15 protein-coding genes are annotated in these 14,776 nt (G+C 67.0%); 8 read left to right on the top strand and 7 right to left on the bottom strand.

Features of this window, described 5'->3' with window-relative positions; translation table 11 throughout:
• Positions 1–351 precede the first annotated feature (351 nt).
• Positions 352–1,722, top strand: coding sequence for a DUF2142 domain-containing protein (locus QYL93_RS26315; protein ID WP_305746449.1), 1,371 nt, complete (start codon positions 352–354; stop codon positions 1,720–1,722).
• 33 nt (positions 1,723–1,755) lie between these two features.
• Here the strand turns inward: QYL93_RS26315 and QYL93_RS26310 are convergent, their stop codons facing one another.
• The 4 genes from QYL93_RS26310 to QYL93_RS26295 all read right to left on the bottom strand — a co-directional run bounded on the left by QYL93_RS26310 (position 1,756) and on the right by QYL93_RS26295 (position 5,936).
• Positions 1,756–3,042 carry a sensor domain-containing diguanylate cyclase gene (locus tag QYL93_RS26310; RefSeq protein ID WP_305746448.1) on the bottom strand — a complete coding sequence of 429 codons (1,287 nt, stop codon included), beginning with the start codon at positions 3,040–3,042 and terminating at the stop codon, positions 1,756–1,758.
• Positions 3,043–3,133: 91 nt separating this feature from the next.
• A complete protein-coding gene (locus QYL93_RS26305; protein WP_305746447.1) occupies positions 3,134–4,228 on the bottom strand; it encodes a M48 family metalloprotease in 1,095 nt (364 codons plus the stop codon).
• Between the two features lie 30 nt (positions 4,229–4,258).
• Positions 4,259–4,852, bottom strand: a complete 594-nt coding sequence (locus tag QYL93_RS26300; protein WP_305746446.1) for a LemA family protein — start codon at positions 4,850–4,852, stop codon at positions 4,259–4,261.
• A gap of 130 nt (positions 4,853–4,982) precedes the next feature.
• Entirely contained in the window at positions 4,983–5,936 is a 954-nt protein-coding gene (locus tag QYL93_RS26295; RefSeq protein WP_305746445.1) for a LysR family transcriptional regulator, read from the bottom strand.
• A gap of 267 nt (positions 5,937–6,203) precedes the next feature.
• On the opposite strand from QYL93_RS26295, the gene QYL93_RS26290 reads away from it, so the two are divergent.
• Positions 6,204–7,811 carry a lyase family protein gene (locus tag QYL93_RS26290; protein ID WP_305746444.1) on the top strand — a complete coding sequence of 536 codons (1,608 nt, stop codon included), beginning with the start codon at positions 6,204–6,206 and terminating at the stop codon, positions 7,809–7,811.
• Between the two features lie 78 nt (positions 7,812–7,889).
• On the top strand, positions 7,890–8,243 hold the full coding sequence (locus tag QYL93_RS26285; RefSeq protein ID WP_057201096.1) for a DUF6172 family protein: 354 nt from the start codon (positions 7,890–7,892) through the stop codon (positions 8,241–8,243).
• A 92-nt stretch (positions 8,244–8,335) separates the two neighbouring features.
• Here QYL93_RS26285 and QYL93_RS26280 read toward each other — a convergent pair whose 3' ends face one another.
• Positions 8,336–9,649: a DEAD/DEAH box helicase gene (locus tag QYL93_RS26280; protein WP_305746443.1), complete on the bottom strand. Its 1,314-nt coding sequence runs from the start codon at positions 9,647–9,649 to the stop codon at positions 8,336–8,338.
• Positions 9,650–9,849: 200 nt separating this feature from the next.
• On the opposite strand from QYL93_RS26280, the gene QYL93_RS26275 reads away from it, so the two are divergent.
• The 4 genes from QYL93_RS26275 to QYL93_RS26260 are packed head-to-tail and all read left to right on the top strand — an operon-like array spanning position 9,850 to position 11,713.
• Positions 9,850–10,350 (top strand): DUF2721 domain-containing protein, encoded by a 501-nt coding sequence (locus tag QYL93_RS26275; RefSeq protein ID WP_305746442.1) that lies wholly within the window; start codon positions 9,850–9,852, stop codon positions 10,348–10,350.
• Complete coding sequence (locus QYL93_RS26270; RefSeq protein WP_305746441.1) at positions 10,351–10,746, top strand: translation initiation factor Sui1; 396 nt, start codon at positions 10,351–10,353, stop codon at positions 10,744–10,746. It begins immediately after the preceding gene.
• A 13-nt stretch (positions 10,747–10,759) separates the two neighbouring features.
• The gene (locus QYL93_RS26265; protein ID WP_305746440.1) at positions 10,760–10,999 is read left to right on the top strand and encodes a DUF3820 family protein; all 240 of its coding nucleotides are present in this window, start codon (positions 10,760–10,762) and stop codon (positions 10,997–10,999) included.
• Positions 11,000–11,026: 27 nt separating this feature from the next.
• Positions 11,027–11,713, top strand: a complete 687-nt coding sequence (locus QYL93_RS26260) for an SHOCT domain-containing protein (protein WP_305746439.1) — start codon at positions 11,027–11,029, stop codon at positions 11,711–11,713.
• A 19-nt stretch (positions 11,714–11,732) separates the two neighbouring features.
• Here the strand turns inward: QYL93_RS26260 and QYL93_RS26255 are convergent, their stop codons facing one another.
• Entirely contained in the window at positions 11,733–12,575 is an 843-nt protein-coding gene (locus QYL93_RS26255) for a phytanoyl-CoA dioxygenase family protein (RefSeq protein ID WP_370877041.1), read from the bottom strand.
• A 98-nt stretch (positions 12,576–12,673) separates the two neighbouring features.
• Here QYL93_RS26255 and QYL93_RS26250 point away from each other — a divergent pair, with 98 nt between their 5' ends.
• Positions 12,674–13,459, top strand: a complete 786-nt coding sequence (locus tag QYL93_RS26250) for a helix-turn-helix domain-containing protein (protein WP_305746438.1) — start codon at positions 12,674–12,676, stop codon at positions 13,457–13,459.
• 10 nt (positions 13,460–13,469) lie between these two features.
• Here the strand turns inward: QYL93_RS26250 and QYL93_RS26245 are convergent, their stop codons facing one another.
• Positions 13,470–14,447, bottom strand: coding sequence for a DMT family transporter (locus tag QYL93_RS26245; protein ID WP_305746437.1), 978 nt, complete (start codon positions 14,445–14,447; stop codon positions 13,470–13,472).
• Positions 14,448–14,776 lie beyond the last annotated feature (329 nt).

The raw sequence follows: 14,776 nt of genomic DNA, 5'->3' as shown, positions 1-14,776 counted from the left end.
GCAACTGAATCAAATTGCAAGCGAGGTTGCGAGGGCCGGCCTGGCCTGCCATGATCCCGCGGCACCCGGGAGCGAGTGGTGGAGCGAGTGGCGTTCAGGCTTTCGCGTCCCTGCACCGTTCAGAAACTTCCCTCTTTGGTGACGTAGGTCACGCCTGACACGCAATTGCGCGTTTGTGGCCGTCGCAGTCAAAACCCCGGTGGATAAGATCGTCTTGCCAGCTGGGATGGTCGCTGTCTAATTTTTCTTTGAAGACTGTCTGCATTGTTTTTGCGCCCTGACCTTTCTGGCTGGCCTCGCTTGACATCCCTCTGGAGGGGGCGAGGCCTTGCTGGACTGCAGCGGCTGCGGATGGCCTGGTTTGCACTGGGTTTTGCCATTGCCTGCGGCATGATGCAGTTGATTCCGGCCTTCCAGTCGCCCGATGAAATCGTGCACCTGCTGCGCGCCGACATGGTGGCCCACGGCCAGCCTTTGCTCAAAGGCCTGGAGCCTGATGTGCGCGGCAAGACCGGCGGCTGGGTGGACATCCATTTCTTCCTGTTTTCGCAGTGGATGCAGAAGATCGTTGGGCCGCACCGCGACAGGAGCCTGTCGCCTGCGTGGCTCATGAGCGAAGCTACGCGGTTCGACTGGATGGACGATGAGGTCTTCGTCGATGCGTCGGCCACCGGGTACTACGCCCCTTTCATCTACCTGCCGCATGCGCTGGGCCTCAAGCTCGCGCGCGCGCTCGACCTGTCTCTGGGCCACAGCTACCAACTGACCCGCATGCTGGTCACCCTGCTGGTGCTGGGCGTGGTCTTCTGGGCCTGGCAGACGGGGCCGCCCTCCGTGCTGTTGCAGGCCCTGCTGCTGATGCCCATGGCGCTGTTCCAGATCATCTCGCCCACCATCGATGGGCTGTGCTTTGCGCTGGCACTGCTGGTGCTGTCGCTGTTTATGCTGCAGTGGCAGGAGGGCAAGGCCACGCGCTGGCAGGCATTCGCGTTTTACTTTTCCATCTTCCTGCTGGTCACCTCGCGCACCAACCTCATTCCCATGGTGTTGCTGCCGCTGGTGCTGCTGCTCAGGCACTGGTCCTGGCAGCGCCTGGCGGCCACGGCCACCCTGCTGGCGGCCAGTGCCGGGTGGACGCTGTACGGCTTGGTCCACACCCAGGACCACCGCGTGGTGCGCGCGCTCTCCACGGGGCAGATCATCGGCACCTATCTGCGCGACCCGCTCGATTTCCTGCGCCTGGTGGGGCGAACCATCGCCGACCCGTTCCAGGGTCATCTGATCGCCTCTTCGTTCGTGGGCAACCTGGGTTGGGCCGATGCGCCGATTCCAGGCGTTGCCCTGGCCGCCATCGGTTGCGGCCTGCTGCTTGCGGCCGGTCTGACCGTCGCGGCGACAAGCTACCAGAAGGCCGATGTTGGCATCCGCGCCACGCTGCTGGTTGCGGCGGTGGGTAGCGCGCTGCTGGCATTCTTCGCGCTCGCCGTGACCTGGAACGACTACCCCACGCGCGTCATCGAGGGCTTGCAGGGGCGCTACTTCATTATCCCCGCCATGCTGCTTGCGGCGGCCCTGGGGCCCGTGCGCCTGACCCCGGCGCACCGCCCCTGGCCAGCCGGCCACCGGGTGTTTGTTCTGCTGTATGCCACGTTCTGCCTGGGTGCCATGGCCACGACGCTGCAAGGGCGCTACGGCATGGGCTTGGCAGTGTTCGATTTCTGATCGGCATCCGCCTCGCGGAGTGTGCCGGCCAAGTCAGTAGCCCTGGCCGTCCAGGTCGGCATCGGCCAGCGCAATCCGGTCGCGCCCTTCGCGCTTGGCCTGGTACAGCGCCTGGTCGGCCCGGTCCAGCAGGTCGCGCAGACTGCGGTCACTGCCCCTGAGCGTACCTAGGCCCATGCTGGCGGTGATGCGGTAGCGGTGGCTGCCAACCGCATCCATGCCCGCCAGCTCCAGCGTGCGCACGCAATTGAGCAGCCGCATGGCCACCTCGTGGCCCTGGGGCAGCGTGGTGCCCTGCAGCAGCACGCCGAACTCCTCGCCGCCCAGGCGGCCCACCGCGTCGCCGGGTCTGAGCCCTTCCATCACCGCGCTTGAAAAGGCCACCAGGGCGCGGTCGCCTTCGAGGTGGCCGAAGCGGTCGTTGATGGATTTGAAATGGTCCACGTCCAGCATCAGCAGCGTGAGCGGCGTGCCTTGCTCGCGTGCGGCGTGGAAGGCCGCCTCGGCGGTTTCCAGAAAGGCGCGGCGGTTGGCCATGCCGGTCAGCATGTCGGTGGTGGCCAGGCGGTGCAGCTCGCGCTCCAGGTTCTTGCGCTGTGTCACGTCGCGGTAGATACCCTCCACCCCGGCGAACTGGCCCAGGTGGTCGTACAGCGCGTGGCTGCTGATGGAGATGTCGATCACCACGCCATCGCGCCGCACCATCTGCCCCGGAAAGTCAGCCACCTCGCCTTTTTCCTGGATGGCCACCTTGAAGGCATCGCGGTCCTTGCTCTGCGGGTAGTAGGACTCTGCCGTGCGGCCCTCGATCTCGTGCGGCTCATAGCCCAGCACCCGGCGCACCCCCGGCCCCACGTGCTGCACCACGCCCTGCGCGTCGGTGCGGTAGTACACGTCCTGCATGTTGTCGAACAGGCGCCTGAAGTTGTGCTCGCTCTCGCGCAGCTGCTCCTGGATTTCGCTCTGGTGCGTCATGTCCATGCCGCACATCAGCAGGGCCGGCTCGCCCTGCCATTCAATCGCCACGCTGGCCACCAGCACCATGCGCAGCTGGCCCTTGTCGGTGCGCACGCGGAACTCGGAGGACTTGTTGGGCCGCCCTGCATGGCCGGGCTCCTTCACACGCTCGATGCGCTGGCTGGAGCGCGCCTTGTCCATGGGGTGCACGAAGTGGCCCAGGATGCGGCCCAGCAGGGCCTGCTCGCTGTCGGCCTCCAGCAAGGCCACTCCGGCCGCATTGGCCCGCAGGATGGCGCCAGCCGGCGTCACCACCAGTGCCGCTGCGGGCAGCAGTTGCAACAGTTCCTGATCGTGGTGCATTCGTTTGTAACAATGCGTAGTGCACCATTGTGGCACCGCGCGCGCAAAACGCCACCAACTGTTTGCCAATGCCTGACAGCGCAGGCCCGTATCAGGTGAACCTTGCGAACGGGTCGACCAGCGAGGCGATGGTCACGGCGCCCGGTGCCAGGGCTGCGCCGTTGCGGCGTGCGGGCTCCGGCTCCACAGGCACGGGCGACACCGCCAGGGGCTGCATGGGCCGCCCATACACGCGCCGCACCCGGTCTTCGAGCGTGGGGTGGGTGTCGAGCCGGCGCTCCAGCCTGCCGCCGCCCTCCACGTCCACCAGCAGCATGTGCTGCACCGAAGGCAGTGCCAGGCCGGTGTGGCGGTGGTCCTGGGCGTAGCCCGCCGGTGTGTCGCGGCGCTGGCCCATCACCTTGCGCAGCACGCCGCCCAGGCCCTCTTTGCTGCGCGTCCATTGCACTGAGCGGGCGTCTGCCAGGTACTCGCGCTGGCGTGAGACGGCGGCCTTGAGCATGCGCCCCGTGAGCCAGCCGGCAAAGCCCGCGAGCATGATGGCCGAGCCGAACCACCAGGCCAGGCCACGCCGCTCGCGCAGCGTGTCGCCAAAGTTGTAGACCAGCTCAAGCCCGTAGACCATGCCGGCCAGCTGCATCTTCAGGCGCGTGTCGCCCTCGTGCAGATGGCTCAGCTCATGGGCGACCAGGCCCTGCATCTCGTCGCGGTTGAGGTAGTCGAGCGCGCCCTGCGTCACGGCCACCACCGCATCCTTGTCGTCCCAGCCGGCGGCAAAGGCGTTGATCGCGTCGACGCGCGGCACCACCATCACCTGCGGGCGGCGCATGTTGGCGGCAATGCACAGCTCGTCGACGATGTTGGCCAGGCGCTGCTCGGCGTGCGAGATCGAGGGCCGCAGCTCGCGCGCACCGGCGCGCGTGGCCAGCTTCACGCCGCCCGCGCGCAGGTTCGACGTCTCCACCCACCAGCCGCCCAGCACCAGCATCAGCGACACGCCCACGTTGACGGCCAGAAAGCCGGCAGGGTAGGGCAGGTTGCCGGGCAGCACGGCCGCCATCAGCAGCCAGGCCACCACCAGCGCCCCGTGCACGGCAGCGACCAGCAGCGCCACGGCAATGGCAAAGCCTAGCAGCAGGCGGCGCGTTTCGCTGCGCGCGTTTTCTTGATGGTTCCAGAATTTCATGACTCAGTCCCTCGCGGTGACGCGGGCTGCTCAGAACTGGACTTTGGGTGCGGTGCGTTCTTCTGCGTTCTGCGTCGATTCGAGCATCGGCGAGCTGACGAAGCCCAGCAGGCGCGCCACGATCAGGTCGGGGAACTGCTGTGCCTTGTCGTTGAACTCCAGCACCTGGTCGTTGTAGGCCTGGCGGGCGAAGCCCAGGCGGTTCTCGGTGCTGGTGAGCTCTTCGCTCAGCGATTTCATGGAGGCATCGGCCTTGAGGTCAGGATACGCCTCGGCCAGCGCCATCAGCCGGCCCAGGCTGCCGCCGAGCACGCCCTCGGCCGTGGCCAGGGCGCCCAGCGCGCTGGCACTGGCCGGCGCCGCCCGCGCTGCGGTGGCAGCGGTCTGCGCATTGCCGCGCGCCTTGATCACCGCTTCGAGCGTGGACGCCTCATGCGCCATGTAGCCGCGCGCCACCTCGATCAGGTTGGGGATCAGGTCGTAGCGCCGCTTGAGCTGCACGTCGATCTGGGCGAACGCATTGGCAATGCGGTTGCGCAGCTGCACCAGGCGGTTGTAGACCGCCACGGCCCATACCAGCAACACCACTACCACGCCGTAGAAAATCCATCCTGCTGTCGACATAGTCCACCTCCTCTGTTGTAAATTTTGATTGAGGTCAATAGTACAGAACGGGTTTTCCGGGGAAGGGGAAAGCTGAAATTTGGTGGGGATTTGGATCGCAGGGCCGCTGTGGCCGCTGGTCAGAGGCTGGTCAGCGTGCCGCAATGTCGTGCCAGGCCAGCAGGCTCTCGGCCAGCCGGGCCACGGCTGACGGGGCATCGGCGGCCGCTGCTGCACGGCGCAGCATGCCCAGTGGCGGCATGGCCATGTGCGGCACGGCCAGGTGGGTCAGCAGCCGTGCTTCGAGCAGCGGGCGGGCAAAGTGGTGGGGGCTGAGCGCCAGCAGGTCGCCGCTGTCCAGCATGGCCTGCGTGAGCAGGGCCGAGCGGCTGGAGACCTGGCAGGTGCGCGGCGTACCGCCCAGGCGCACGCACAGCGCGTTGAACTCCGCCGGCGCAATGCCGGTGAGCGGCGGCACCAGCCAGGTGTGTGCGCGCAGGTCGTCGTCGGACACATGGGCCTGCCCTGCCAGCGGGTGGCCGTTGCGGCACAGCACCACGTAGTGGTCGGCCCGCACGGGGGTGAACAGGTGGCCCTCGGGCAAGGGCTGGGGCTCGCGGCACAGCACGATGTCCACCCGGTTGGCCTCGATCATCTGCAGCAACTGGTCGGCCGGCACTTCATGCACCTCCACCGCCACGTCCGGGTGGGTGCGGCTGAACACCGGGAGCGCCTGCGTCAGCCACCCCGCCACGGCCGCGTGGATGGCGCCGATGCGCACCAGACCGGTGGCGCCATGCTGCATGGAGGCTGCCGTTTCCGCGCAGGCGTGCAGCAGCTTGAGCGCATTGCGCACCAGGGGCAGCAGGGCCAGTCCGGCAGCCGAGGGCCGCATGCCGCGCGCGTGCCGCTCGAACAGCGGGGTGCCCAGCAGGGTCTCGAACTCGGCCAGCGCGTGCGTGGCCGCAGGCTGGCTCAGGCCGATGGCCGAGGCAGCCTTCTGCAGGCTTTGCAACTCGGCAATGTGCACGGCCAGTTGCAGGTGCTTCAGGCGCGCACGGCCCAGCAGTCGCGCAAACAACAGATCTGGGGTGGTGGGCGTCATGGCGGTCTTGTATTCATTATTTGAATATCTTAGAGCGCCTTTGAATTTGACGGAGAGGGCTGCATGACCAGAATGGCCGCTGAGCCGCTCCAGTAATCCATTCAATTCTTGGATGCTGGAGGCAAAAGCCTCACAGAACAAGAATCTGACGGAGACACCCCACGCACCTGTACGCACCTGTATGCGCGCCCGATCCCCTGAACACGCGCCTGGAGACAACCAGTGGACGCCGCATGCCCTTTTCCCTTTTTCCTCTTTGAGACGCCCATGAACCGCCATAAAACCAAAATCGCCTTGTGCGTTGCCGCCTTGCTGGCCGCCACCGCTGCTGCGCACGCAGCGGACACGCTCGACACCGCCTGCCGCACCACCGAAGAATGCCGCGCCCAGGTCGCCAAGATCCAGGGCACCTTCAGCGGCGATGCCACCAGCGCCCAGGCCAAGGCGCAGGATGTCTTCTACTGGTTTGGCCGCATCAACATGGCATCCACCGTGATGAACGTGGAAGAAGGCATCATCCCCGCCCCGCTGGCGGGCCCCATCGCACGGGGCGTGGCCCATTCCATCGACCAGGCCACGCAGCCCGGCGGCCGCCGGCCCACCGACGTGCTGCAGGTTGAAAAGATCATCACCGATGCCGCCGGCCCGGACGCCACGCTGATCCATTCGGGCCGCAGCCGCCAGGACATCCACTCCACCCTGAACGCCGCCCAGCTGCGCACCGAGGTGCTGGACTTTGCCACCGCCCTGAGCAGCGCCCGCTCCCGCCTGCTGGAGCTGGCCGCCCAGAACGTGGAGACGCTGGTGCCCGCCTACACCAACGGCGTGCAGGCTATGCCCGTGAGCTACGCGCACTACCTGCTGGCGTTTGCCGACTCGTTCGAGCGCGATGCCACGCGCATCCGCGAGGCCTATGCCCGCATCAACCGCAGCGCGCTGGGCACGGCCGTGCTGGCCAACTCCAGCTGGCCGCTCAAGCGCGAGCGGCTGGCCGACCTGCTGGGGTTCGACGGGCTCATCGTCAACTCGCTGGACGCCGGGCAGGTCAGCACCTACGACATCCCCATCGAGGCTGTCGGCATCGCCAGCTCCACCGCCATCCGCGTGGGCGCCTTCATGCAGGACGTGCACGTGCAGTACCACCAGACGCGCCCCTGGCTGCTGCTGTCGGCCGGCAAGACCTACACCAGCAGCGCCATGCCGCAAAAGGCCAACCCCGGCATCATCCAGAACACGCGCCTGAAGGCATCGGACGTGGTGGCCTCGGCCCAGGCCGTCACGCTGCGTGCCCACAACGTCACGCCCGGCATGATCGACTACAAGAACGCCTGGAGCGCGCAGGGCGGCGCCCGGACCTTTGTGCTGGGTGTGGAGATGGTCCAGCAGTTCAAGGAGGTGCTCGACGCGCTGCAGGTGGACCCCGTGCGCTCGCTCGAAGAGCTGGAGTCGGAATGGACCACCTCCATGGAGCTGGCCGAAACCCTGCAGCGCACCAGCCGCGTGCAGTTTCGCGTGGGGCACCACTTCGCCTCCGAGGTGGTGGTGTACGCACGCAGCAAGAACCTGCGCCCCAGCGAGTTCCCCTACCAGGAGGCTGTGCGCATCTATGCCGAGGCCGGCAAGAAATACAGCCTGACCGACCTGCGCCTGCCGCTGGACGAAGCCACCTTCCGCAAGACGCTATCGCCCGAGAACATGGTCAGAACCCGCGTCGGAGTGGGCGGCCCCCAGCCAGCCGAGGTGCGCCGCATGCTGGCCAGCGCCCGCGAGTCCCTGGCCAAAGACGACGCCTGGCTGGCCAGTCGCCGCACGAAGCTGACCGAGGCGGATGCCAGGCTCAACCGCGCCTTCCTGGAGATTGCGCGCAGGCCCTGAGCCTGTTTTCCGGGGCTTGCAAGCCCCGGTTCATGACCCCTTGGTACGGCCCTGGGTCCGCAAGCGGTACCATCGCCCATGAGAAAAATTTTCCAACTACATGTCGAAGGCAAGAATCCGGACCGGGTTCTGGAGTCCGTCAAGCACGATATCCGCAAGTACATCAAGCGCGAACGGCGCCGTGACATCCCCGAAGGCGCGGACTTCTGGGACTTCGATTGCCAGTTCGGCGCCACCAAGGAGGCCGCCACGGTGGTGCACCTGTCGGCCCTCACCGGCCTGATCAACGGCGTGGTGGCCGAGGGCGGCAAGCAGTTCTACGTCGAGATCCTGGCCAAGCCCGGCAAGCGCACGGCGCGGCCTGCAGGTTCGCGTGACGAGGATGCTGCCAACGACGGCATGGGTGCCGAAGACGACGACAGCGAAGACTGACAACCTGGCGGATACGGGCTTGTGCCCGTCCCACCGACACACCGGCTTGCCTTTCACGGGGCACGCCGGTTTTTTTTGTCTAACGGCCGGGGTTATTCCGGCTTGGGTGGCTTCTTGCCCACGGGGCGGGCGGCTTCGGCAGCCGCCTCGGCCTCTGCCTCGGCTGCCGCAGCGCGCAGCTTGTCCTTCTTGCTCGGGCGGCGGCCCTTGATGCCGCCAGTGCCGGGCTCGCCGGGCGCTGCCGGGGCGGGGGGCGGGGCCGCCTCGGTGGGCTCGAAGCCGGCAATCACCTCCAGCGGCAGCGCCAGGCCCTGGCGCTTTTCGATCAGCCGGAAATGCGCCGTGGCGTCGGGCGTGACGAAGGTCACGGCCACGCCGCTCTCGCCCGCGCGGCCGGTGCGGCCGATGCGGTGCACGTAGTCGTCGGCCGAGCGCGGCAGGTCGTAGTTCACCACCGCAGGCAGCTGGGCGATGTCGATGCCGCGCGCAGCCAGGTCGGTGGTCACCACCACCTGCCAGCGCTCGTCCTTGAACTCCTGCAGCACCTGCTTGCGCGCCCCCTGGCTCAGGCCGCCGTGGAAGGGGCTGGCGAAGATGCCGGCCTTGTACAGCTTTTCGGCCACATGCTCGGCCGCGTACTGCGTGGCCACGAAGACCAGCACGCGCGTCCAGCCGTGCTCCTTGAGCAGGTGGCGCAGCAGTTGCGTGCGGCGCTTGTCGTCCACCGCTATGGCGCGCTGCGCGATATCGGGGGTGTGGTCTGGCGTGGGCGCAATCTCCACCCGCAGCGGCTGGTGCAGCAGGCCATCGGCCAGCGCCTGCACCGGGGCGGCGAAGGTGGCCGAGAAGAACAGGTTCTGCCGCTTGGCCGGCAGCAGGGCCAGCACGCGCTGCAGCTCCTCGGCAAAGCCCAGGTCCAGAAGGCGGTCGGCCTCGTCCAGCACCAGGTGGGCCACCTTGCCGAGCTGGATGGCGTTGTGCTCCACCAGGTCGAGCAGCCGGCCCGGCGTGGCCACGACGATGTCGGCTCCGCCGCGCAGGCCCATCATCTGCGGGTTGATCGAGACACCGCCAAACACCACCGCCACCTTGGGCGGCTGCTGCAAATGGCCCGCCAGGTCGCGCAGCACCTCGCCCACCTGGGCCGCCAGCTCGCGCGTGGGTACCAGCACCAGGGCGGTGGCGTGGCGTGACGCCTGGCCGGTGGCGCCCAGCTGCACCGCCTGCAGCAGCGGCAGCCCGAACGCCGCCGTCTTGCCCGAGCCGGTCTGCGCAATGCCCAGCAGGTCCTGCCCGTTCAGGATGGCGGGGATCGCCTCGGTCTGGATAGGCGTGGGCACCGTGAAGCCCACGGCCTGGGCGGAATGGGCGAGGGCAGGGGAGAGACCGAGGGCAGCAAAGGGCATGGGCAAGGCGGCCTGTGCATGGGCACGGCCACAAAAGAAAAACAGAAAAATGGGTGGGCGCAGCCCGCGCGCGGGCTGTCTGTATTCCCCCGATTGTCCTGCATTGGGGTTCTGGCACCGGTCAATGGCTGGTTTGCCGTGCCGCCAGCCCGCACTGTGCGCCGATAATCGGGCGGCCCGCATACACGCTACTCCCGCTTATGGCCATCCCCACCGATCCCTCCGTCATCACCCACGGCATCCAGCTCGCGGTGGCGCCCGTGTTCTTGCTCACCGCCGTCTCCGGCATGATCGGCGCCGTGGCCGGCCGGCTGGCGCGCATCATCGACCGCGCCCGCGTGGTGGAAGACCGCGCCCGCGCCAACAACGACCCCGAGTACACCGCGCGCGCCTACGCCGAGCTCGGTGACCTGCGCCTGCGCGGACGCCTGGCCAACGGCTGCATTGCACTGCTGACCTTCTGCGCCTTTCTCATCGGCATCACCATCATCCTGCTGTTCCTGGGCGAAACCTTCGACTACCAGGCCAACCGCCTGGCCATCGCAGGCTTTCTCGCCGGCGTGGCCTCGTTCCTGCTGGCGCTGGTGTGCTTTCTGGCAGAGACGGTGATGGCCACGCGCTTGCTCAACTTCCGCATGCTGCAAAAGGAAATCGGCGCCAACCCCGCCGATACCCCCCTCATCGTGCGGGAGCCGAAGTAAATGGCCCCCGCCCCCAAGAAGTCGCTGGCCGACCTGGGCAGTCTGGGCGGCCTGGTCTATTCCACCGACACCGGCCGCATGTGCCCCGACTGCCGCCAGCCCGTCGCCCAGTGCGTTTGCAAGGCGCTGGCCAAGGCGGCCGCCGTGCCTGCCGGCGACGGCATTGTGCGCGTATCGCGCGAGACCAAGGGCCGCGGCGGCAAGGCCGTCACCCTGGTCAAGGGCGTGCCGGTGGATGCCGCCGCGCTCGACCAGTTGGGCAAGCAGCTCAAGGCCGCCTGCGGCAGCGGCGGCACGGTGAAGGACGGCGTGATAGAAATCCAGGGCGACCACGTGGACCGCGTGATGGCCGCGCTGCAAAAGCTCGGCCACAAGGTCAAGCACGCGGGCGGTTGAGGGAGCGCACGCGATGGATGCGGAAAAGTTGCAGCGCCTGGTCACCACCGAGATGCCCTATGGCAAGCACAAGGGCACCTTGCTCGCCGACCTGCCTGCCAACTACCTCGGCTGGTTTGCGCGCGAGGGATTCCCGAAAGGGGAGCTGGGGCAGTTGCTGGCGCTGATGTATGAGATCGACCACAACGGGTTGGCGGATCTGCTGAGGCCCTTGCGGGGCGGCAGTGCGGGCGGCAAGGCAAGCCGTCCCTGAACGTCGGTATCCATTGGGGGGATATGCGTGGAATTCTTTGTCTTTGTAGTGTCCCTGTTGGCCGCCGTTGCCCTTGCTCCCTGGGTGCTGAAGAGCAGCGTCCCCAAACGGGAGAAGAAGGCGCAGAAGATTGAACAGGTGCAGGTCGACGGATTTCCTCCTACCCAAGAGGTCATGGGGATCGACAAGATGACCGGCATTGCCATTGACGAGGTACACAGGAAGCTGTGCCTTGTGCGCTGCCCCCGTCCCGGCGCCGGGGCAGTTGGGCAAGACGGGGTTTATACCCCTGTCTGGGAGCCGGCTTCCAGCACCGTGGTTCGCTATGGGGACATCCTGTCGGTCGACGTCTTTGAGGACACGGCACCGAGCCAGAGCTACAGCACCAACATCATCTTGCGCGTGGAATTGCACGTCATCGTCAAGAACACGGCTGCGCCCACCCACACCGTTCTTTTTCTGGACAGCAGAGTCTTTGCGAACAGTGCCGAGCACAGAGCGGCGATGAAGCAGGCACGCCATTGGCATGGCGTGTTGGAGGCCGCGATCCATGCAAGTGAAATGCGCGCAGCCCGCGAGCTCGCAGCCGAGGCTGCTGCAGCAGCGCCTGCACTACCGGTAGCCGATCAACTGCAGCAGCTTGTGGCACTGCGCGACGAAGGCGTGCTGACCGAGCTGGAGTTTCAGCGGCAGAAGGCCCGCCTGCTGGCGTAGTCTCACCCCGCTGCGGGCATCACGCGCCCGCAGCCCACAGCACCGGAAACAGCGCATGCTCCATCGGCGCCCCCGCTGGCAAAGCGTCTACCAGCCCCGGAAAATCCGGCGAGGTCTTCCAGCGCCGTGGTGCATGGGTGATGTCGTCGCCGATCATGCGCACCGAGAACACGCGGCGCCGGCGCCCGGGTTCCAGGCCGGCCGAGGCGTGCAGGGTCAGCATGTTGAAGGCAATCGCGTCGCCGGGCTCCACGGCCCAGCCGCGGATGTCGTAGGCAGCGCGGTCGGCCTCGATGTCGGGCAGGTCGGCCAGAGCGCCCTCGGGGAACCATTTCGCCTCGTTGCTCATGAAGGTGCGCGGCATCAGCCAGGGGCCGCGGTGCGAGCCCGCCACCAGTTCCAGGGTGGAGGCGCGTGAGACCGGATCGACGGGGATCCAGAAGCTCACGTTCTGGCTACCTTCGATGTTGTAGTAGGGCTGGTCCTGGTGCCAGGGCGTGCGCTGGCGCGTACCCGACTCCTTGGTGAGCATATGGTCGTGGTAGAGCCGTATTTGGCTGCTGCCCGTGAGCTTGGCCGCGATCTCGGGCAGGGCGGATTGGGAGATCACGTCCCAGTACGCGGGTATCTCCTGCCAGTTGCAGAAGTCCTCGATGAAGAAGCCCGGGTCGTCGGCGCGGCTGGCCACCTTGGCGCGCGGGCTGGGCGCGGCCAGGTTGGCGTCGATGCCCTCGCGCAGCCGCTCGACCTCGGCGGGGCGCAGTACCCCGCGCAGGCAGACCACGCCGTCGCGGGCGAACTTCTCGGCCATGGCGCTGGCAGGGGACTGTGCGTCGAATTCGGTGGGGTGGTTGGTGAGCATGGCTTTCGTCCTGGACTGTTGCGGGCAGAATCAGTCTAAATTGACCAGATTCAATCAAATACGCCTGTTCGGACAAGCGATCAAGGAAGCCAGACAAGATGCACAACCCCAAGGCCGCTCGCAAACCTGCAGTGCAGGCAGCAGCCGTGCTGCCACCGATGCTGTTCAAGGTCGTGCACCTGCAGCCCGGTGGTGCCGACCCGGCCGATAGCCATGCGGCAGGGCAGTTCGTGCATGCGCTGTCCGGCGTGATCGAGGTGGGCATGGGCGGGCAGGTGTTTCTTGCGCCGCCGCAGTACGGCGTGTGGATACCGCCGCACCTGGAGCATGTGTCGAGCAACCGCCATGAGGCGAGCTACGCCACAGTCTATGTGGCTGAGGCGCTGTGCGCCGCACTGCCGCGCCAGCCCTGCACCATGGTCATCAGCCCGCTGATTCACGCCGTGCTCGATACCTTGCACAGCCGTGGCATCGACGTGCCGCGCAGCGCCCCCGACCAGCGCCTGTTCGAGGTGCTGCTGGACGAATTGCGCGTCGCCCCCAGCCATGACAGCTACCTGCCCACCTCGCAAGACCCCTTGCTGGGCCGGGTGCTCGACGCGCTGCAGGCCAGCCCCTGGGACGGCCGCTCGCTGGCCCAATGGGCGGCCCTGGTGCACACCACTGAGCGCACCCTCGCGCGGCGCTGCGAGCGCGACCTGCACATGCCGTTTGGCGAATGGCGCCAGCGCCTGAAGGTGGTGCGCGGCATTGCGCTGCTGGAGGCCGGTCGCGCGGTCAAGGACGTGGCGCTGGAGCTGGGCTACAGCGCGCCCTCGGCCTTCATCGCGATGTTCCACAAGCAACTGGGCATGACGCCGCAGGTGTACCTCAGGCAACGCTGAACCAGCCGGCTCAGGTTTTCGCCGTGCTGTCGCTGGCGGCGCGCTTTGACTTCGGCGCAATGAACCCGGTGGACAGCCCCACGCCGCAGACGATGACGGCCGCGCAGACCAGCATCCACTGCGTGATGCTTTCGTCGAGAAAGACCACCCCGTAGAAGGTGGCGAACACCGGCAGCAAAAACGTGACCGTGAGCGCGCGCGCAGGGCCCGCGCGCTCGATCAAACGGAAGAACAGGAAGTACGCCACGCCTGTGCACAGCACACCCAGCGCCAGGATGGCCAGCCAGGCCCGCAGCGTGGGCATGTGCTGGGGCCAGTAGGCGATGGCGGGCACGGCCAGCAGCAGCGATGCGCCGATCTGGCTGCCAGTGGCCGTGGCCAGGGGTGGCACGCCGGTCAGGTAGCGGCGTGTGGCGCTGGCGGCGATGCCGTAGCACAGACAGGCCAGCAGACAGGCCCCGATGGCCCAGAGTGCTGCGTTGTTGGTATTGCCCGCGCCATCGCCGTCGCGCAGCCCGGCATTGCCGCTGGCCAGCATGACCACGCCCGTGAAGCCGATGGCCAGCCCCACCAGCCTCCAGTTGTCCGGCCGCTCGCGGAACCAGACCCACGCCACCAGGGCCCCGAACATCGGCGCCGTGGCATTGAGCACCGCCGCCAGGCTGCTGTTGATGGTGAGCAGCGCAAAGCTGAACAGCGCAAATGGCAGGCCCGAGTTGAAGACACCGATGCCCATGGTGGCGCGCCAGTGCTGTACCAGCGCCGCCCCTTGGCCGCGCAGCATCATCAGGGGGAACAGAAAGACGGCACCGATGCCGACCCGGGCCGCCGCCGTGGGCAGCGCCCCGAATTCGGCGGCGCCCATGCGCATGAACAGGAAGGACGCACCCCACAGCGCTGCCAGGAGCACGAGGTCGATCACCCAGGCCTTGGTGTTGCTGCTGTTGTTGTTTGTCTGTTGCGGGGCCGGGGTCGTTGTGGTGGTCATGGGGATCGCTCGTTGCGCAGGCTTTGTCTGGAGGGCCTGCATGCGATTGGGCGCCAGATCGGTGGTGTCATTGATGCTGTTTTTTCACCAATGGCGGATGGTTTGTTCATCAATCACGAAGGCGTGAAGTGTGAAATACCTCACACGCATTTTTTGGGGGCTGGGGCTATGATTTATTCGTCGACCCGCTGTGGTCGGCTCCTCCCCCTTGTGCAAGCAAGTTGCCCGCCTTCGTGCGGGCTTTTTTTTGTTCCTTTGCTGTGGGGTGGATGTTGTACGGCTTTTTGGTTCTGGTTGCTGCGTGCATTTGTTGAGGGCGGAGGCCGGGG

Origin of the sequence: Acidovorax sp. A1169 (assembly GCF_030704685.1) — a bacterium.
GTDB lineage: Bacteria > Pseudomonadota > Gammaproteobacteria > Burkholderiales > Burkholderiaceae_C > Acidovorax.
This window is presented reverse-complemented; position numbering and strand designations above follow the sequence as displayed.